This window comes from Mucilaginibacter psychrotolerans (assembly GCF_004519315.1).
In the GTDB taxonomy this organism is placed as follows: Bacteria; Bacteroidota; Bacteroidia; order Sphingobacteriales; family Sphingobacteriaceae; genus Mucilaginibacter; species Mucilaginibacter psychrotolerans.
This window is the reverse complement of the sequence record NZ_SOZE01000032.1, coordinates 43149-62795: the sequence shown is the minus strand read 5'-3', so window position 1 is coordinate 62795 and position 19647 is coordinate 43149. Positions and strand designations below refer to the sequence as shown.

The 19647-nt window shown below is 45.4% G+C and carries 19 protein-coding genes; 7 read left to right on the top strand and 12 right to left on the bottom strand.

The genetic code is table 11. The annotated features are described in order from the left end of the window. On the bottom strand, positions 1 to 203 hold a 203-nt coding region (locus E2R66_RS22655), incomplete at its 3' end, for a hypothetical protein (RefSeq protein ID WP_204985980.1). Between the two features lie 347 nt (positions 204 to 550). On the opposite strand from E2R66_RS22655, the gene E2R66_RS22650 reads away from it, so the two are divergent. The 5 genes from E2R66_RS22650 to E2R66_RS22630 all read left to right on the top strand — a co-directional run bounded on the left by E2R66_RS22650 (position 551) and on the right by E2R66_RS22630 (position 4944). Then, a complete protein-coding gene (locus tag E2R66_RS22650; RefSeq protein ID WP_133235096.1) occupies positions 551 to 1948 on the top strand; it encodes a DUF4407 domain-containing protein in 1398 nt (465 codons plus the stop codon). A 103-nt stretch (positions 1949 to 2051) separates the two neighbouring features. Beyond that, positions 2052 to 2915 (top strand): alpha/beta hydrolase, encoded by an 864-nt coding sequence (locus E2R66_RS22645; protein WP_133235094.1) that lies wholly within the window; start codon positions 2052 to 2054, stop codon positions 2913 to 2915. 91 nt (positions 2916 to 3006) lie between these two features. After that, complete coding sequence (locus tag E2R66_RS22640; RefSeq protein WP_133235092.1) at positions 3007 to 3903, top strand: MBL fold metallo-hydrolase; 897 nt, start codon at positions 3007 to 3009, stop codon at positions 3901 to 3903. Continuing rightward, positions 3900 to 4472 carry a hypothetical protein gene (locus E2R66_RS22635; RefSeq protein WP_133235090.1) on the top strand — a complete coding sequence of 191 codons (573 nt, stop codon included), beginning with the start codon at positions 3900 to 3902 and terminating at the stop codon, positions 4470 to 4472. The genes E2R66_RS22640 and E2R66_RS22635 overlap by 4 nt, the downstream gene beginning before the upstream one ends. Then, entirely contained in the window at positions 4456 to 4944 is a 489-nt protein-coding gene (locus E2R66_RS22630) for a hypothetical protein (protein ID WP_133235088.1), read from the top strand. Before E2R66_RS22635 ends, E2R66_RS22630 begins: the two co-directional genes overlap by 17 nt. A 328-nt stretch (positions 4945 to 5272) precedes the next feature. On the opposite strand, the gene E2R66_RS22625 is transcribed toward E2R66_RS22630, so the two are convergent. The 7 genes from E2R66_RS22625 to E2R66_RS22595 all read right to left on the bottom strand — a co-directional run bounded on the left by E2R66_RS22625 (position 5273) and on the right by E2R66_RS22595 (position 14396). Further along, positions 5273 to 5758 (bottom strand): hypothetical protein, encoded by a 486-nt coding sequence (locus E2R66_RS22625; RefSeq protein WP_133235086.1) that lies wholly within the window; start codon positions 5756 to 5758, stop codon positions 5273 to 5275. Between the two features lie 51 nt (positions 5759 to 5809). Then, the gene (locus tag E2R66_RS22620; protein ID WP_133235084.1) at positions 5810 to 7993 is read right to left on the bottom strand and encodes a penicillin acylase family protein; all 2184 of its coding nucleotides are present in this window, start codon (positions 7991 to 7993) and stop codon (positions 5810 to 5812) included. Between the two features lie 843 nt (positions 7994 to 8836). After that, positions 8837 to 9970 (bottom strand): DUF3810 domain-containing protein, encoded by a 1134-nt coding sequence (locus tag E2R66_RS22615; RefSeq protein WP_133235082.1) that lies wholly within the window; start codon positions 9968 to 9970, stop codon positions 8837 to 8839. A gap of 104 nt (positions 9971 to 10074) precedes the next feature. Then, a complete protein-coding gene (locus E2R66_RS22610) occupies positions 10075 to 10590 on the bottom strand; it encodes a DUF2911 domain-containing protein (protein WP_240049445.1) in 516 nt (171 codons plus the stop codon). A 258-nt stretch (positions 10591 to 10848) separates the two neighbouring features. Further along, positions 10849 to 11043 carry a hypothetical protein gene (locus E2R66_RS22605; protein ID WP_133235080.1) on the bottom strand — a complete coding sequence of 65 codons (195 nt, stop codon included), beginning with the start codon at positions 11041 to 11043 and terminating at the stop codon, positions 10849 to 10851. 270 nt (positions 11044 to 11313) lie between these two features. After that, complete coding sequence (locus E2R66_RS22600; protein WP_133235078.1) at positions 11314 to 13803, bottom strand: TonB-dependent receptor domain-containing protein; 2490 nt, start codon at positions 13801 to 13803, stop codon at positions 11314 to 11316. A gap of 179 nt (positions 13804 to 13982) precedes the next feature. After that, positions 13983 to 14396 carry an EamA family transporter gene (locus E2R66_RS22595; protein WP_133235076.1) on the bottom strand — a complete coding sequence of 138 codons (414 nt, stop codon included), beginning with the start codon at positions 14394 to 14396 and terminating at the stop codon, positions 13983 to 13985. Between the two features lie 181 nt (positions 14397 to 14577). On the opposite strand from E2R66_RS22595, the gene E2R66_RS22590 reads away from it, so the two are divergent. Together E2R66_RS22590 and E2R66_RS22585 are read left to right on the top strand one after the other, a co-directional pair. Then, positions 14578 to 15597, top strand: a complete 1020-nt coding sequence (locus E2R66_RS22590; protein WP_133235074.1) for a fatty acid desaturase — start codon at positions 14578 to 14580, stop codon at positions 15595 to 15597. A gap of 149 nt (positions 15598 to 15746) precedes the next feature. Continuing rightward, positions 15747 to 16685, top strand: coding sequence for a hypothetical protein (locus E2R66_RS22585; RefSeq protein ID WP_133235072.1), 939 nt, complete (start codon positions 15747 to 15749; stop codon positions 16683 to 16685). 3 nt (positions 16686 to 16688) lie between these two features. Here the strand turns inward: E2R66_RS22585 and E2R66_RS22580 are convergent, their stop codons facing one another. Genes E2R66_RS22580 through E2R66_RS22565 form a run of 4 tightly spaced genes read right to left on the bottom strand, consistent with a single transcriptional unit; the run spans position 16689 to position 19602 of the window. Beyond that, positions 16689 to 17117 carry a hypothetical protein gene (locus tag E2R66_RS22580; protein ID WP_133235070.1) on the bottom strand — a complete coding sequence of 143 codons (429 nt, stop codon included), beginning with the start codon at positions 17115 to 17117 and terminating at the stop codon, positions 16689 to 16691. Between the two features lie 44 nt (positions 17118 to 17161). Then, entirely contained in the window at positions 17162 to 17410 is a 249-nt protein-coding gene (locus E2R66_RS22575; protein ID WP_133235068.1) for a hypothetical protein, read from the bottom strand. A gap of 15 nt (positions 17411 to 17425) precedes the next feature. After that, entirely contained in the window at positions 17426 to 18313 is an 888-nt protein-coding gene (locus E2R66_RS22570) for an AraC family transcriptional regulator (RefSeq protein WP_133235066.1), read from the bottom strand. Positions 18314 to 18357: 44 nt separating this feature from the next. Continuing rightward, positions 18358 to 19602 (bottom strand): NAD(P)/FAD-dependent oxidoreductase, encoded by a 1245-nt coding sequence (locus E2R66_RS22565; RefSeq protein WP_133235064.1) that lies wholly within the window; start codon positions 19600 to 19602, stop codon positions 18358 to 18360. Positions 19603 to 19647: the final 45 nt, after the last annotated feature.

Genomic DNA, 19647 nt, shown 5'->3' with positions numbered 1-19647 from the left:
CCACCTGTACTTTCCACTCCGCAATACAATTCTTCAAGCCCTTCCTGTTGCCAGCCCCTGATTAGTTCTTTTAGCTTTTGCCGTCCCTGCTTATTGTCCGATAATTGAAACCCCTCTTCCAGGGTGTTTTTACCACTGTCCAACAGTAGGAAATCTGCATAGCCTTTACTTACATCAATTCCTAAAAATCCGTTTGTTTTCATACTTAATTTTTGATGAATTAAAATATCAAGCTCCGTTCAGTCTTATCAATAATGCGGCATCAATGTGCCAAGTTATACCCCGAACTCAACTTGATGGAGGAGAAACTCTCTGTCGGCATCTTAGTGCCAGGGGGGATCCCTCCTTAGCATCAAAATTGATAAATCTTTCAAAAAAACAAACATATAAGGGGGACGCAGTAGTTCGCTTATAAATTTGTCGAACTGCAGGCTACACCGATTATTTTAAATAAATAGGTGTAAACAAAAGGGCATTTTAAAATAAAAAAAATCAATTAAATATCTAATTTATATATGATTATATTTACAAAAACTCTAAACCTATACGAATGATAAAGAAGCTTTTATGGTGGTGTGCTGGTGCAAATATCGAAGTGTTAAACAATGCACCGCAATCCGATCAGCTTCGTTATACTTCCATAGGATCTTCCATTTTTTTCACTTCAATATTAAGTACCGCGTCCGGCACTTATGCTGTATTTATAACATCGCAAAGTTTTTTAACAAGCATTCTTTTGGGATTAGTCTGGGGGATACTTGTCACCAATCTGAATAGATTGTTATTTATTTCAGTCAAGCCAGACAGAAAGTGGTATTCATCTAATTTTTTTAACGTCCTTATAAGACTGGCAACCTCAGTTTGCCTTGCAATAATTATATCGGTTCCATTAGAATTGCAACTTTTTAAAGCCTCCATTGACCGCAATATTCAGGAAGAACAGCAGCATCGCGTTACAGATGCTGGCCTACATTTTGCACGTTTGATACAAGCGCATCAGCTTGTTCTGGATAGCCTTCGTAAAAAGAGGGAAAATGAAATATCGGGCCTTGGCCTTTCTAAGTATAAAGGCTTTGGGAAATTGGCACAATATTATTCCGAACAAATAAAGCAAGAGGAAAGCGCTATTTCACTTTTCCAGGACAAACTTGATATAACACAACGATCAATCGTCAGTGAGAAAATTGGACTTAGTGAACAAATCATTGCGCTAAATAAACTTAATACATTAAATAGCACCGTATCATCGACATTTTTATTTATTAGGTTTTTCCTGATTCTTTTAGAATCGCTCCCTATAATGTTGGTTCTTTTCAATAAAAGAGGCATTTATGAACAATTAATAGAAGAACAGGACTTAGCATCGCCTATTTTAACGCCCTATGAGGCTTCAGATGAGAAAAACGATGCAATTACCAAGAATCATTTTGAAAGATACTGTCGGAACATTTTCGCCGACCTCGAAGTTCAAATGCATAGGAGTCAAAAAAGATCAAGCGAAATGTTGAACAAAGGACTTTTGATTATTCTTGTCGGCATCACGCTTTATGTAGCGACTGCCTATTATCTTATAGCTATTTTCATTGATAAAAATGGTTTTAAGCCACATTATATTTACCTTTTGATTTCATTGTCTTTGCTGTTTATTTTTGTCCAATTCTTAGGGGGATGGTTTCTCCAACAATATAAAAACTCACTAAAAACAGTATTATATCTAAATTCGGTAAAACCCGATTTAAATAAATATCTGTTGGCTTACATGGCAATCATGGAATTTTCACCTGAAAAAGATCGAAAAAATCAGCTTAAAGAATTATTGAATATTTTAAATACAAATAATAAAACCTTCGACAGTCAACTTATGACTCTTCAAGATACAAATTTTGCAAACGATGTACTCAATTCGTTAAGCAATTTGAAAGATTTGATAAATAAAAAGCAGCCCTAAAGCCTGATACAATTTTCGCTACTATCTCATTTTTAATCCTAAATTTATCTGCCTGCAACAAACCCCGGTTGCATCGAAACCAAATTATCAAAACCAATAGCTGATGAAAAAAATCCTGTCCGTACTGTTCGTGCTCTGCCCTGCTTTGTTATTTGCCCAGGGCAGCAAGGTGTTTGATAACCTTACCGTAAACAGCAAAATACTCAAAAGCGAACGCAAGTTTGCCATTTACCTACCGCCCGATTACGAAACCAGCGGCCGCAGCTACCCTATTCTGTACCTGCTGCATGGCGCGGGCGACGACCAAACCGGCTGGGTACAGTTTGGCGAGGTACAGAACATTGCCGACAAAGCCACCCGCGAGGGCTCAGCCACTGCCATGATCATTGTGATGCCCGATGCCAACACCGGCCGCCGAGGTTATTTCAATGACATCAAAGGCGACTGGAATTACGAGGATTTCTTTTTTACCGAACTGATGCCCTATGTGGAGAAAAAATACCACGTAAAGGCCGAGAAACGCTTCCGCGCCATTGCGGGCCTCAGTATGGGCGGGGGCGGCAGCTTTGTTTACGCGCTGCACCACCCCGAATTGTTCTCGTCGGCTTGTCCGCTAAGCGCAGCAACTGGCTTCCTTAGTTTGGACGAGGCTAAGGCGGGGATTGCCAGGAACAACCCGGGCGTAACCTTGGCCGATAGCACCATAAGCAACTTTTACAACAATTACAGCGTATTGCCTTTGATGAAAGCCATAACGGATGCTAACAAAAAAGCCGTGCGCTGGTATATCGATTGCGGCGACGACGACTTTTTATACGAAGGCAATGGCTTGGTGCATAACCTGATGCGCAAAAAAGAAATACCGCATGAGTACCGCATACGTGATGGTGCCCACAACTGGACCTACTGGCGCGCATCTTTACCCAGCGTGCTGGAGTTTGTGTCTCAGGCATTTCATCAATACTAGATAGTCCATGGACCATAGCCAAAAATTCTATGGACTATCGACCATGGACTATGGACAAAAAATCTATCTTTAAATAAAATATACATCTAAAATGCAACGCAGACAATTCTTAAGAAATACCGCGATCGCCGCTGGCGCATTATCGCTTTTGGGCAACCGTAGCTTTGCTTCGATGCTGGCCGACCCAACTTACCAGGTTATCCCACTACGTAATAACGTAGGTATTTTTATCGAACAAGGCGGCACCATTGCCTGGATGGTGAATAAAGAGGGCATCGTAGTGGTGGACGCGCAGTTCCCCAACACAGCGCCGCACCTGATTGCCGAGCTGCAGAAGAAAAGCGATAAGCCTTTCCAATGGCTCATCAACACCCACCATCACGGCGACCACACGGCCGGCAACATTGCCTTTAAGGGCATCGCCAAAAACGTGGCGGCGCATGCCAATTCACTGGTAAACCAAAAGGCATCGGCAGTAAAGCAGAAAAAAGCAGACCAGCAGCTATATCCCGATACCACCTTTACTGATAAATGGAAAGTAAAGGTTGGCGACGAGATCGTAAGCGGGCATTACTTTGGCGCGGGCCATACCAATGGCGATGCGTTCATCCACTTTCAGCATGCCAATATCGTACACACCGGCGATTTGGTGTTCAACAAAATGCACCCTTATATAGATCGCAGCGCTGGCGCATCGTGCAGGCACTGGCCCCTGGCGCTGGAAGCTGCCACCAAACACTTCGATAAAAATACGCAATACGTTTTTGGCCACGCCTTTGAGCCGCTTAAGGTTACCGGTACGGTAGAAGATTTAAAGCTAATGCAGGATTACCTGGTAAAACTGGTAGCCTTTGTAGAAAGCAGCATCAAAGCAGGCAAAACCAAAGAAGAGATTTTAGCCGCAAAAGCTATCCCCGGCGTAACGCTTTGGCAAGGTGATGGTATACAACGCAGTTTAACGGCGGCTTATGAGGAGTTGAGCGCGTGATAGAAGACCCGTTTTTATCTTTAAATGTAGAAAAGAGCATACAAAAGCATCGACTAATTTATAGAACAGGCTTTTTTATGCTCTTTTCCTATATGATGTACTGCTTGATGACTGTTGCCGGGATTTTCGTATTACGTCTTTTTGGGGCACTGATTATTAAACTTACCGGCGCTCCATCCTACATGGAGACACTATGGGGAATTGCAGTTGTAATTTGGGCGTTAATTGATACATGGGTAATGCACCCTACCTTAAAAATAAACGGGAGTGGCGATAGCGCAAGTAATCGAAAATTGCTGCACGAGGCATTGACAATAAAATATCCTCGGGCAAGCAGGATGAAGAATACCAAAGCCTATGTTAGATACCAAAAGGGCAGAATATATCCCAGCCTATCGACTTCTATAAGTTGCCTGTTTGATGGCGGAGATGTTTATTTAAACGTTATGTCGTTAGGCAGGGGTGATTCGCTATTTGCTTTTTTTGGAATAATAAACTACTATAGATGTAAACGTTTGGCCAAAAGTTTAAGCAAAGAAAACAAAGAGAAATATGAATGTAGCAGTTAAAGCAGTTTTAATAATTCCCGTTGTTGTTTTGATAGGCTGTAAACCCAATACAGCAGGCACGCCGACGGAAGCGTTAAAAAAGGATACTTTAAAGCAAACGGGCGTTATCGTTCCAAATCAACAAACTACCGCTACGCCTTCTGCCGATGCTTTTGAAAAAGCTATTTATCTCAAAATAGATAAGGTACACTCGGGTAATATCTATACAAATAGCAACGGTTTTGACTGTTTTTACAGGGTGCTGCAAATACCCGAGGAGGAAAATATTATGCTGGTTGCCGAACATATAACTATCGGCGAGGAGGGCGGAAATTATAAGCTGCTAAAGCGGATACACCTCACCGGCCCAAATACGCCATTGGCAAACTACTTTTTTAATTCGGGCGACTCCTTGAGTTTTGTGGATAGTACTAGCGTTGCAGTACATGTGGGCGACAAGGTGGTAGCTATAAATTTGGATAAACTGAAGTAGGCCAGGTAAAATGCAAGCTAATTTAACATCACTGATATGACATTAAATCTTCAGGGACTAACCACCTCGTCCTTGCGAGCCGCTGTGGGCAGGGTGGCGCAAAAGGGCGGCGTGGCAATCATCGGTTTGCAGGGCAAACAAGCCCATCGCTAACCACCTCCTCATTACGAGCCAGGGCCGAGACGGTGAAAGAGGGGGCGAAGCAAACTCGTAGTGTGCAAAGCGGCAATGCATAGTGAAGAGATTGCTTCGTCGCGCAGCCCCGCCCGCAGGCTGCCTCGCAATGACAAATTGATGAATTGGCTTAATAGGAAATGTTTACTGCGCACTAATACGCTACGTATTCCTTCTGATCTATCCGTACCGATCCTTTATTTTCGGTGGTGCTGATGTACATGGAAACGCGGTAAAAATCGTTATCGAACACGTAGATATTATTATAGGTATCTGCCCCCTGAAACTGCATCACCAGCCTGGTGCGGCGTGCCTGTGCCACCAGGTTGAGGATATGCTGCGGATTGCGCGAGGTATAAGTAATGGTATGCAGCACAGCTGTATTAGGCAAAACCTTGTTCACGCCTATAATAATTGTTTGCTCGCTCTCTTTCGGGCTTATCGACCGGAAGTGCTCTATCTGCTTACCATCCACTTCTTCAATATACTCGTGCTTAAACACGCGGCCTAAGGTTAAATAGGTATGCGCCTGCCCATCGCTCAGATTGGCCAGGTTGGTCAAATCGTTAAACGTGATGCTTTGCGCACGTGCACTAATCTGCAGGCAAAACAACAGGACGAGCAACAGGTACTTTTTCATTTCTTTTCCTCCCAACAAATATAATCCATTTTAAATGAGTTTGAAATGATGTTACGGGTGATAAGTAATCACAGCATGCCGCAAAACATCTCCTTTATAAAACAGCACATCTTTAAACTTCCCGTCGATGTATCCCTGCGCCTGATCGGTAAAATTCGGCGATTGGGCATCGAAAGAGTGCCCACCTGTGATAATGGTTTTTGCTTTGAGGAAGGGGCCGAACTCAACCGCCGCGATAAAACTATTGCCCGAGTAACCGTAGCGTTTTTGCGTGCCCGGCATTATACGACTCACGAATGAGGGTAGTTGCCCAAAGTTGGATGAGGTTTGCCCCACCGGTAGGCTGGGCAAGGCATCGCTAAAAGTAATGCCATCTGCGGGGCGCTGAAACCGATTAATATCGCCCCATTGCACCTTCCAGCTGCCGTAACGGGATTGCAGATTATTGAGCGCGGTACCAAACAATTCCAGCTGGCGGGCGGCGGGTAGCGTTTGCAGCAGGGCGCGCATACGTTTTACAATGCAGCTCGTCTCGCCAGGCTCGGGCGGCGGCATGGCGCGGAATACCAGCGTGCCCCATTCTACCGCCAGCGTGGTAGCTACCGATGCTGCTGCGCTGCGCCTGTCCCAGTCCTTCAGCAGGGCCATAGGTTCGGCCAGTTTTGTCTTAAGGGTGTCGGGCGCGCCATCGTAGGCGGCGAACAGGTTAGGCAACAGATCGTCGAAAGCGGCGAGGTAACGATCGTAGCCTTTGGCAATCATGCCATCCAGCGTAAGCTTTTTGGCATCTTTTAAAACATTCACAGCGGTTATGCCGCGGTAATTTTCATCATCTGGTGCCATATAAAGGGGGTATTTCATCCTATCTGGACTTGCCACGCCTGCCGATGTAAAAACCGATGAATTACAGTTTTGGATATACCCGGTAGATGGGTTGTACACATGCACCAGCTCATCTATATTGCATAGCCCCTTCCACTCTGTAGCCGAAGTGCTGCCATCAACGGGTTTTTCCCAGTTGAAGGCCGGATCGCGTTTGGGCATAAAATTGCCATACCAAAAGGCGGTGTTGCCTCTATCGTCGGCATAAACGGTGTTGTTGCTGGTATTGGCCAGCAGGCCCATAGCTTTGCGGTATTCGGCCAGGTTATTGGCCTTGGTAATGAGCCAAGATTCCAGCAGGGCTTTATAGGATCGGTTATAGTGTTTCAGCGCGAGCCATTTTCCGTTGCGGGCCGCCAACACCGGGCCATGATGGGTGTAGTAAGCGGTAATATCCGTGGCCGACATCGCGTCGCCTTTTTTAACCCAAAGCTTCAATTTCTTTTCGGTAACGGGCCGTAGTTTACCGTCGTATTGGTAAAACCATTTGCCCTCTTTCCTCACCACCGTTTCAGCATACATATCGCCAACATCGGCATAGCTGCTGGTGTGCATCCAGCCGCAATGTGCATTAAAGCCCTGGTATATAAAAAACTGCCCCCAGGTAACTACACCGTAGGCATGCAAGCCCTCATCGCTTTGCAGGCCCACTTCGCTGCGGAAGTAAAAGGGTACATGCGGGTTGATGTACAGCATGGCATGGCCCGATGCCGTGCGCAATGGCGAGATAGCAAAGCCGTTGGAGCCCATCTCGCGTTCCTGCTTCATGTTGATGATGCTTTGCGGATTGTACAGCGCCCCTACCCTGTTGTCGGCATCGCCATAAAAGGCCTCCGTTTCTTTCGCAGTAATGTCGCCGGTTTCGGTTGCGGCTACACTGCCATCGGTAAACATCAGGGCGTACCATGGCTTGAATTTCCTGAACACAGTCGGCTTTACTTCCGGGTGTTTATAAAGGTAATAGTTGAGTCCGTCGGCAAAGGCATCCAGCAGTTTTTTGAAGGCCGGGGAGCTGTTTTTATAGTCGTTTATAGCATCCGCGCTATCGGCTATCAGTTGTAGCTGCACATCAGTAAAAAGCGGCGCGGCACCATCGGCCTCACTTTGGCGGCCCATTTGGTACAGGTAGTTGCGTTCGATTCCTTTGAAGTTTTCCTCGCATTGGGTGTACATTAACCCGAACACCACGCCGGCGTCGGTTTTAGCATATATGTGCGGCGTACCGTAATTATCGCGAACGATGGTTACCGATTGCGCCTGCTGTTTATAGCGGGCTACCTCGGCAGGCGTATATCCTTGGGCCAGCGCACAAAATGGCAAAGCCAGCAGGACGAGTATGAAAAACTTCTTCATATGCTATATATGGGCGGCGCTGCGCAGGGGGCTTGCTGCCGTGGTTAAACTTATTGCCTAAGTTACTAATAATTGCCGTAAAGCAGCAGTAGCCCATACATCCGTATAGCGTTTGTGGCAAACAATAGTGTATTATGCACACTTTAAAAACATTGGTCCATTTATCGCGCACATACATATCCCAAATAAGCTATAAACAGCTATAAAAAACGATCATTACCTAAAATTAACATTCGAATGGTGTATCGGTAAAAAAAATACTTTAAAAAGTTTTTTACACTATGCCTATAATTTGTATATTGGGCTGTTAAATTGCAGCATCCTACGCATTGTGCTGTATTTGTAGCAAAAGCAAATATTATTTAAGGATAGTGTAACATTTAAATGTAAAACTGCGTCTTTTTATAAAAGACGACATATAATATATGTTCTGCGATGTCGTTTATTTGTATATTTGACAGTTATCTAGCCGTATTAGCGGAATTATGACTGTTTTTTCTTAAGAAAACGGTGCCGGTGCTACCATTTAAAGAGCCATTCATCAGCCGCAGGGTTGCATAAATAAAGAACTTGGATAAACTTCATGTTGTCTGAGATTTAGTTGATCAACATTATTTGAGAGATGATGTTGCAGAGCGTCCCGGGGTGAGATACGGGACGCTTTTTATTTATGGGGATTTTGGTTGATTTTACTGATTATTTTGATTCCTTTGATTATTTTCTGAACCTTGATCTTACACGATTAAGCGATTTCAAGATTTGGCAGGATTATTTTCTGAACCTTGATTCTCCTGATAAAAGGATTACTTGATGCTTAGCTGTGTTGGCTAAGGGCCAAATGCTTCATTGTTTCCGCAACTTCGGCCCCCCAGCCCCCTTAAGGGGGCTGGGGGGCCGCCTGTACATCGCCATTACCAGCGTTACCATGCGGTTATAGGTGTCAAGGCCCTGGGGTTGATTGTTGGCCTTAAGGAAATTATCGTAAAATATACCTGTAATTACGTTAGCCTTGTTCTGGTAGGCCTGCCAGTACTGGCGTTCCTGCTTAAAATCGGCTTTTACTTGGGGGGATATGCGTTTTTTGAGGGGTTTGCTCGCCAAGCTATCGGCCATGTAAAGGCTAAACATAAACTCGCGCACGGCCAGTTGATAGGCCGAATAACGCAGCAACCTATTTTGCGAACCGGTTGCGGCCAGGTAACCAACAAAGTTAGCCTCGTCCTCGGCGCCGTACCCCATTTGGTGGCTCATTTCGTGGCAGGCCACAAAGGGCCGCACAAAGGTGGGCTGCTGGTAATTCAGCTGCGCCTCGCTGGTAAAAGGGTTGTAATAGCCCGATGTACCGATGTAGTTGAGCAGCGGCGTAAGCAGGGAAGGCTTAATATCAGGGCTGTACGTTTTAAAATTATCCGATGTGCCGCCAAGCTCTCTCACCGCAGTGATTGCATTTTTATAAATAGTATCGTTGGGCTGTGCCAGGTCGGCAGCGGTTACGCGCGCACGGGTAGCGTTGGCGCTATCTATCAGCAAAGTGGTTACCGCTTGTAACTCGGCCACGGTAAATTTCTCTTCTTTCAAATGCAGCCGCTCTGCTGCCGATGGACGGAAATAATTCAAGCCCCAAAAAAGGTAAAACAGCAATAAAGCAACCTGCACGCCTATCACCAATCCCAAAGCCAGCATACCCGCGCGCAGGAAACGTTTCCTGATCAAATGCCCGATGAGTTTAACCACAGCATACAGCAAATAGGCAACTACTGCAATGTAAACCACATCGCCAAAGCTAAAAGGGAACAGATTGAGTACCGGGTGCAGTACAAAACAAATGGCGGGGTAAAGGCCCTGCGAATAATACTTTTCTACCGCTGCGGGGTGCCGGGCAAAAAGCATCAGCAGCCAAATGGCAAGGGCAAACACAGCTACAAGTGCGCATCTTTTGAGCAAAGGATGTGCTGCGAAATATTGTTTTATCTCCACAGGGTAAATATATGGCTTTTAGTGGCTGCCGGTAAACATCGTGCATAAAACAAAAGCCCCCCGTTTTTGCTGCGGAGGGCTCTGCTATAGAAATCACAAAATGATTATTTTACGCTTACCGGTACCGATAACTTATCCCAGTTAAGAGAGAAGCCTTTGCCGTTGATCTTATAAACCAAACGCTCGTTCATGGCAGAGGCTACCGGTTTTACGGTTACACGCAGGGCATCCTGACTTTCGTCGTATTTGTAGGCACCCCATTGTTTGGCCACTTTGTTGAAAATGATGGTCCAGGTAGTTTCTGTAGGGATGGCGAAAAAGCCATAGGTACCTGCAGGCAGTTTCTTGCCTTCTATCGTAATATCTTTGCTGGTGGTAAACACGGTAGCTTCGTTTGCACCGGCGCGCCACACTTTGCCAAATGGCTCCAATTCACCAAAAACCTTACGGCCACGTACCGATGGACTGCCGTAGTTGATGGTGATAGTTGCACCTGCCACTTTAGCACTAACGCTATCGCGTGGGCTTGGCACTGTTTTTTGCGCAAAGGCAAAGGTTGTCATCAATAAGGCGAACACGAAAACTGCGGCTGCCTTAACCTGAACTGTTCTTTTCATCATAATTAAATGTTTCTTTTTAGATTGGTTTATAAACGCTTTCAGCGTGTTTTATTGTGAGCAAATATAGGTGCAAGCTTTGGCAAAAGTATCTTGTTAACGTAAAAACAACCCCATTTTAAAAACTTTTGTCTGCAGTTAATGTTACACAAATTATAACGCACATTGCAGTTAGGAATTGACCGAAAGGTTAAACAATTGTTGTGAGTTTTGGCCCTCTGTCTTCAGCAAGGCAGGGGGTTTTTATTCAAAACAACAGTTTTATTCTTCTTCCTTTATCTCTTCCCAATAAAGGGTCTCCTGATAAATATCGTTCTTGATAGCTACCTGCGCCTTTATCTTTTCCAGCTCGGCTTTTACCTCGTCGGTATTTAACGCTTTGTTTAAAGAGTGATAAAAAATAGCGTACCCGGTACGGCTATTGATACATTTGTAGTGTTTTTCAGCAGTATTCATGGCAGATAATGCTTGGTTATTATATAAATACAAACTGCCACGTTTTTGTTTTAGTATGGGGATAATCGCATTATGTTTTGCCTGGCGATTGGGGTGACCACGAATTTCCTAAAGGGCTATCGAATTAATATTCAGGAACATATTTGATAGCGACTGGAAATGGATTTAAAGATCAGATTAATATCAAATACCGAATGTTCAATAGTGAAGTGAAAAAATCCTTCCTTCATTATTGGCCATTCATCATTCGATATTTTACGGCCACCGTTGTTACCTCCCGCCGTCGCCTTGCGGCATGGCATTGTCTTCTTTATCGCGGCCCTTATCTTTATCCTTAGAAAACTCCAGCTTGCCGAATTTATAGCTAAGCGTAACGCCAAAACTTTGCAATGGCACCTGCCTGATGCTTACCTGGTTAAAGCCCGGACCAAAGGTTGTGCCACGTTGCGTTACGTAATGTGTAAACGGATTAGCCGCCTGCAAGCCCAGGCTTGCCTTCTTGTTCATGAATTGCTTGCGCACCGCAATGTTGTAAAAGAAAAAATACGGCCTGGTGCCCTGTAAGCCCTTCTGCGATGAGTTGTAGTTGGCAAACGCCTCAGCAGTAAAATCGTGCGGGAACTGGTAAGTAGCATTGAGGTTGATGCGGTAGGCCAGCCCTGTTACCTTAGATATCCCGGGGTTGGTATTGGTGCGGCTGGCAAAAAACATATTGGTACGCAAATTCAGTTTGCCAATGGGTACGGAGCCGAACAGGTTAGCACCTACCGTGGTTTGCGTACCTATGTTACTGCGCTGGTTCAATATTACATCCGGGTACACCCTGCCGTTTACATTGAGGCTATCGTAACGGGTGCTGAACTGCTGGATATCGTCGATATTATGGCGATAAAAACTACCGAAATAAATATTAGCCCCGCCATCGAAAGATTTATTGTAACCCAGTTCTATGCCGTGGCTCAGCTCTGGTTTTAAATTAGGGTTACCGGTACTGATGTTGTGCGGATCGCTGATGTTATAGAAAGGGTTGAGGTCGCCATAGTCGGGGCGCTCTATTCGGTAGTTGTAGCTTGCTTTAACAGATGAGGTTGGGCTCAATTTATGCGAGAAGGTTAACGAGGGTACCACGGTATTGTAACCGGGTATGGTTACGCCGGCAAAATCTGCCGAGGTGTTGGTGTATTCATTTCTGATGCCTGCTTTCACATCCAAAAACTCCTTAAATAATGATGTAGATACGGAGAGGTAAGCCGCATATATCTGGCGTTTATAGTTGAAACCATAGCTTTGGTTGGCATTGTTAATGTAAGTACCATCGTTTAGCAGGGTATCGGTGTTAACAACATTTTTCAGGTTTTGTATAACGGCTTTCGCGCCACCTTCCAGCGTAAAAGTTTTATTGAAGGGATGCACGTAATCGATAGAGATATTGGTTTCCCTATCGTTACCCGGGTTGTTGCTGCGCGAGCCGGATGTTGGATAGCCGCCGGTTAAATAATCCTGCTCGTTAAAGTACGAGAAGGTATTTTTGCCGTAGCTGGTGGTGTACAAAATCTCCAGTTCCTGCCCTTCCTTTTTAAATTGTTTTTTATAGGCGAGGCTAACGTCGGTAGCGTTTACGTGGAAACGGCTGTCGGAAATGCGGTTGCTTAGCAAATCGTATAGCGTTGCGCCGCCGGTAGTTGTCTTAAATTCGTCCTGGCTGCTAAAACCATTACCATGATTGCCAAAATGGTTAAAGCCTACAGATGCGGTCAGGTCATCTTTGGGCGTAATGCTCCAGTTAAAACTCAGGCCCGATTGGTAACCGCTTCGGCGCTGGGTATTATTCCCGCTTTGCGTTAAATTGGTAGTGGTGCCCGCTGATGCGTCGGTAGATGTGCGGTTATTGCTATTTAAACCGGTGGTGGCCAGTTGTGCGTTGCCGCTGAAAAATGCATTTACGCCAAAGTTATTCTTACGCATGTTGAGGTTGAACGAGCCATTCTCCAGCCTGGTGCCTGCAGCGAGGTTTACGCTGCCATTAATGCCCTGTACCTTGCTGTCTTTTAAGATGATATTGATAATGCCACCAGTACCCGCCGCATCGTACTTGGCACCGGGGCTGGTGATTACCTCAATACTTTTGATCTGGCTGGCGGGGATGGCTTGCAGGGCATCGGCAAGGCTGGCCCCAAAAATGCTTGATGGTTTGCCATTGATGAGGAAACGCACGTTAGCGTTGCCCTGCAACTCTACGTTACCATCAATATCTACCGAAACCTGGGGCACTTTCTTCAGCACGTCAAGCGCTACGCCGCCTTGGGCAGTAAGGTCGTTAGCTGCATTGTACACCATTTTATCTATACGGTTTTCAATGATGGGTGCCTTGGCGGTGATGGTTACGCCGGTTAACTGATTTTGTACCGGAGCCAGTAATATATTGTTTAAAGCGGGAGTGCCGATACCCTCTGTTACGATGACATGTTCAATAGTGGTACGGGTGTAGCCTAAAAAATCTACAGCCACTTTATAATCGCCGGCGGGTATGTTATCAATAACAAAAGTTCCTTTTGCATCGGTGCTGATACCGTTGAAGGGGCTGGTAGCACCCTGCTTAAATACCGAGATGGTAGCATAGTCCACAGGCAGCTTTGTAACTGCATCAATAACTTTACCGTTTATTTTGCCTTTGCCTGCGTTTTGGGCGAAGCTGTTAACAGATATTATAGCCAATAAGAGTATCGAAAATATGGCGCTGATAGATGATTTGAAATTCATAGAACCACAAAACTGCCAAAGAAATTTGGATAAAAACTGAGTTTAGGCCAAGGTTACGGAATTGTTACAGATGCGTTATGTAATACATAAGCGCGTTAAGGATAGCGCGGCTACACCATAGCGTCATTCAGATCGGTCGCCTGGTTAGTGGAAAAGCTGTTCAGAATTGGAGGATTTGCTTAAAATATCAGCACCAGCGTCCCGGCGATAATCAACACCGCACCTACAGAGCTTTTCAGCGTGAGCGGTTCGCCCAAAAAAATGACGGATAGCATAATGGCTATGGCTACGCTCAGTTTATCTACCGGGGCAACCTGCGATACCTTGCCTAATTGCAGGGCCTTAAAATAAAATATCCACGATAACCCCGTTGCACAACCCGACAACACCAGGAACACCCAGTTGATTTTGGTTAGGTTCCCCATCCCGTGCTCTGCTCCTTTGTACAACACAATTGCCCAGGCTATAATCAAAATAACTACCGTGCGAATAGCAGTAGCCAGATTGGTATCAACGCCTTTGATGCCGATTTTAGCAAAAATGGCTGTAAGGGCTGCAAACAGTGCTGATAATAAAGCGTAAATCCACCACATAGCGTTTAGTTTTTAAGTTTTTCTGCCCCTGGTACGGGATATTAATCAGGCATTATGTCTCGGTAAATAAATTAACCAAAAAGCAATACACCTGTGATCCAGATATTCAAAAATCATTAATTTTTTCAATAAAATGGATTTTATGGCACGTAATCCTTATCTTCATCGTTTTAACCCTAATATGAAGAAAACCGATTTCGTTTATTCAGAGGAGTCTGAACCACATCGTATCCGTACAAAAAAGATACTAAAGAAGTTTCCGGAGCTTAGGAAACTGATAAGCAAAAACCCCAATACCATCTTCGCCATCATTGGCCTGGTGGCGTTCCAGGTAGTGTTAGCCTGGTTCTTGCGCGATCAATCGTGGTGGCTGGTGGTTGGTGCCGCCTACTTTTTAGGGGCCTTTGCCGATCATGCTTTATTTGTGATGATACACGAATGTACCCACCAATTGCTGTTCAAAAACCGCAACGCCAATCGCTTTGCATCTATGTTTGCTAATTTGCCGCAGATATTGCCAAGCGCTATCTCTTTCGAAAAATACCACATCAAACACCACTCTTTCCAGGGGGTGCACGAACTGGATGCCGATTTACCCAACCGTTGGGAAGCCAGGCTCATCAGCAATTCGTTCTTCGGTAAAGCTTTATGGTTAATGTTTTTTCCGGTGTTCCAGTTATTCCGGTTATCGCGTTTACGCGAGATACACCCCTTCGATGGCTGGATAGTAACCAACTTTTTGATACAGGTGGTATTTACTGCCGCTATCGTTTATTTCATGGGCGCGCACTCACTGGTGTTCCTGTTGCTTAGCTTCTCGTTCTCGGTTGGGCTTCACCCGCTGGGTGCCCGCTGGATACAGGAGCATTACCTTACCCACAGCGTAGAGCAGGAAACTTACAGCTATTACGGCCCCCTGAATAACGTTGCCTTTAACGTGGGTTTCCACAACGAGCACCACGATTTCCCTTCTATCCCATGGAACAAGCTTCCTGAAATTAAGAAAACGGCCCCAGAGTATTATGATACTTTGTACTACCACACTTCGTGGACCAAGCTTTTCTTCCAGTTTTTGTTCGATAGAGAGATATCTCTATTCAACCGCATCCTGCGCCGCGAGCGCGGCCGCGTGGCTATTACCGATACCAGCAAGCCTGATATTGAAATGACCGCCGACCTCAAAACCGAAAAGGTAGCTTAGGCACCACTTCAAAATATAGACGAGCCGCCCCGAAACGGGCGGCTTTTTTTGTCCTTATAATCTATAGTTTTCAACCTGGTGCATTTCAACGCTATAATTTCGCTATTTTTGATAACCAATAAGCTAATTTTGTGCGAAGTTGATAATATATGAAACGATTGTATGTTATTAATGCTTATAAAGATATGAGCCGACGCAGGAAACTAAACATACTTATACCTATTGTGATACTGATGTTTGTTGGTGCCTTTGCCAAACATCGCCTCATTGATCGCAAACAGGAGGCTGCCGGCCGCTTGCAGGATAAAGCGATGGACGAAACATCGGGCATTGCAGCATCAACCCTTAACGCTAATATTTATTACGTACACAACGATAGCGGCGACACGAGCCGTTTTTTTGCCATAACGCCCGATGGCAAGCTGCGCACCACTATCTATTACCGTGGGCATAGGCAGCACCTAGGCGCGCTGGACGCGGAGGACATTGACGTTGGCCCTGGCCCTGTAAAAGGTAAAAGCTATGTGTACGTTGGCGATATAGGCGACAATTCTTCGCAACGGAAATTCATTACCATTTACCGAGCCGAAGAGAAGAAAAACTGGGGAAAAGACAGCGTAGCCAATACCATCCCGGTGCCCATTAACCTGCAATACCCGGGCGGCCCGCGGGATGCCGAAACCATGATGATAGACCCGCTGGAGAAGCTGATATACATCGTTTCCAAGCGTGGCGATAGTGTGGGCGTTTATACCTCGCCCCTTAACTACCGCAACGACGATACCGTTACCATGACCTTGCGCACGAAGCTGTTTTTTAAAGGCATACGCCCGTTTAAATGGATTACAGCCGGGGATATTTCTAAGGATGGTACTAAAATATTATTGAAAAGCTACGAGAAGGTGTATTATTGGACGCGCCGCCCTAATGAAGCGGTATGGCAGGCCATGCAGCGCCCTCCGCGCGAATTGCCTTATAAACAAGAAAAACAAGGCGAAGCCATTGGCTTTACACCCGATGGCAAAGGCTACTACACAACCAGCGAGGGCGTGTACTCGCCCATTTATTATTACGACGTGCCGAATTAAGCTTTATTTGTGCCCTACCAATAAGCGTTTAAAGTCAGGCTTATCAAATTCAAACTCTCCCACTTTCTGCGTTTCGCAGTAATTTACGATTAGGTCAAAGTATTTAATCGACTCTTTAGGTATGTAAAGGCTGTATCTATAAGCATCGGGCATTGCCGTATCCTCAAAAACAGTGATGTTGAGTTTGGGGTCGATAACGTAAATATTAAGATTTGACGCATGCATATCAAAACTCAATGTATTCTGCAAAGACAGCCCGCCATTTTTCATTTTTACAGCCCTCTGTAAGGGGCGCACTTCCGGGCCATCCATCCACCAATAAACTACGGTGCTATCCGTTATGATACGCCGGGCTAATTCGCCTGGCTCAGACGGCTTGTAAACGTAATATTTGCCTTTGTATAAGTATAAAGGGACCCAATCCCGAGGCAAACCAGTAAGATTGTGCTTTTTAAGCGGCCAAAGCTTTTTCTCTTTTAGGCTTTGATAGCTCCCCCGGAAAGTTGCGCTTTCGTATTTATCAAAAGTAAATCAGTAAGATATTTATAATATATCGATTGCCTGTTGCGCTCTATAAAAACCGCGTGGTAAAAATCTTTCGATTCCTCTCTGAGCAGGAAGGCTGTATCGGAACTTATCAGCGGTTGCGCAACAATGGCCTTCTTAGCTTGCTGTGCGTCAGCACTTACCCAACTCAGCAGTAATAAAACCAGCAACTTTCTCATGTTTTAAATATAACATCAGCGCGTGGCCTTTACCGCGCCTGAGTACTCGTTTATGTAATCCCTGGGCGATTTTCCGGTAATCGCTTTAAACACATAGTTAAAATTGGTAATACTGCTAAAACCGCAGCTATAGGCCACATCGGCAATATTATTGAGGCTGCCGTTTACCAGCAGCTTGCAGGCCTCGTTCACCCTTACTTTATTCACAAAGGCGATAAAGGTAGTGCGGGTATGCTTTTTAAAATACCGGCAAAATGCGTTGGGCGTTAAGTGTGCCAGCCGGGCAACTTCATCCAGCGTGAGCGCGCTGCTGTAGTTATGCATAATGTAGTTATACACCGTAGCGATACGGGCTCCCTCAGGATCAGTCATGGAATAGGGAAAATTGCCGGATGATAGTGGCTCTATACCCTCCAGCATGCTCATCGCATTCAGCATATCTATCAGCAAGGCCAGTTGCGCGGCTCCATTAGCATACTGTATCTTTTGTATCATGGCCCAAAAAGCAACGGCTGCCTCTGCAGGTACCTTAAAACCACTTTGCTGTTTGGTAAAAAAGCTTTTCACCAAAACCATCTCCGGCAAGCCAAAAAGCGCGCTCAATTGGCCGTTAGGGTTAAAAAACACGCTGACGGCCCTCACCTGTTTATCGCTATCTTCAGCGAAATATTCGGGACTGCTTTTAAACAAATGTGGCTGATTTGCACCCAATACATATACGTCGCCACTACCAAAAACGTGCATGCTATTACCTGCAAGTAATGTACCTTCTCCCTGTTGTATCCAGGTTACCTGTATTTCGGCATGGCGGTGCAGATGCGGGTAAAAATGCGGCAATACCTCCTCCTGCACAATAATGCTTTGCCCATGGGGCACCGGTATGGTAAAGGGGAGGACTTTCAATTTGGTGAGCGATGAATGGTGAGTAGTGAGTGGTTCCTGGCTTTTTAATACCTGTTGGGTGAGAACTGGTCAATATTAACAGAGACTTGCTTTTCGTTGAGTACTTCTTCAATTAGTTTACCTGTTGCGGGGGCAAGGCTAAGGCCCATCATGCCGTGGCCGGTGGCTATGGCTACGTTGCTGTATTTGGCCGATGTGCCGATATAAGGCAAACCATCGGGCGAGCAGGGACGGAAACCGTACCAGATATCTTTTACCTGCGGGATAGCGGGCTTAAAGCCGGGGAAATACTTGGGGATAGATTCTACGATCCCCGCTACACGGTTCATGTTTATTTTATCGTTTACCTTGCCAATTTCCATAGTGCCTCCAAAGCGAATATTACCATTCATCGGCGTTACCGATACCCTGGCCTCGCATAGTAGTGCGGGGATACTCATACGTTTTTGTGGTTCATCAACCATAAAAGAATAGCCTTTACCAGGCATCAACGGAACGTACAACCCCGCAAGTTTAGCAATCGCAGGCGACCAGGCACCCCCGGCAATAAGGTATTTATCTGCCTTAAAACTTTTATCATTACTTTGCACAGATACCACTTTACCGTAATCGTGCCCGATATGGGTTACAGTTGTATTACGATGGATCTTCACGCCCGCAGCCTCGAGGTATTTTACCAGGCCCGCAACTAGTTTATTAGGATACAAATGCGCATCGCAATGGTAAAGTACAGCACCTAATACGTCCAAATCTATATCGGGTTGCAAAGCGCGCACTTCATCAGCCGTAAGGTTTTGCGCGTCGAGACCCAGCGTTCTTGCTTTCTCGGCAGTGTGGTGTTCTTCTTCTTCAAATTTAGCTGTTTTATACAGCATCAGGATGCCTTTATCCTCCAGCCCAAAATCAAAGCCTGCAGCTTTGTCAAAATCTTGGTATAGCTTTTTGCTCAGGAGCGAAAAGTCGCGCAAGGCTACGGCCGAGCGTTCCACATGCTTTTTATTGGCCGCCTTTAAAAATTTAAGTCCCCAGCCAATCAGCTCGGGATTTAAAGACGGTTTTACGTAAAACGGACTTTTACTGTCAAACATCCAGCGGATGCCCTGCTCTATCATGCCCGGTGCAGCCAATGGTATAAAATGGCTGGGCACTATCATGCCCGCATTGCCAAAAGAGGCATTGTCGCTCAGACTGCCCTGCTCTAATATTTCTACTTCCCAGCCTGCTTTATGCAGGTAATAAGCTGAAAAAAGGCCGATTATTCCGCCTCCTATGATGGTTGTTTTACTCATGTAATCTTATTCTTTAACAAATTTGTCATTGCGAGACAGCCTGCG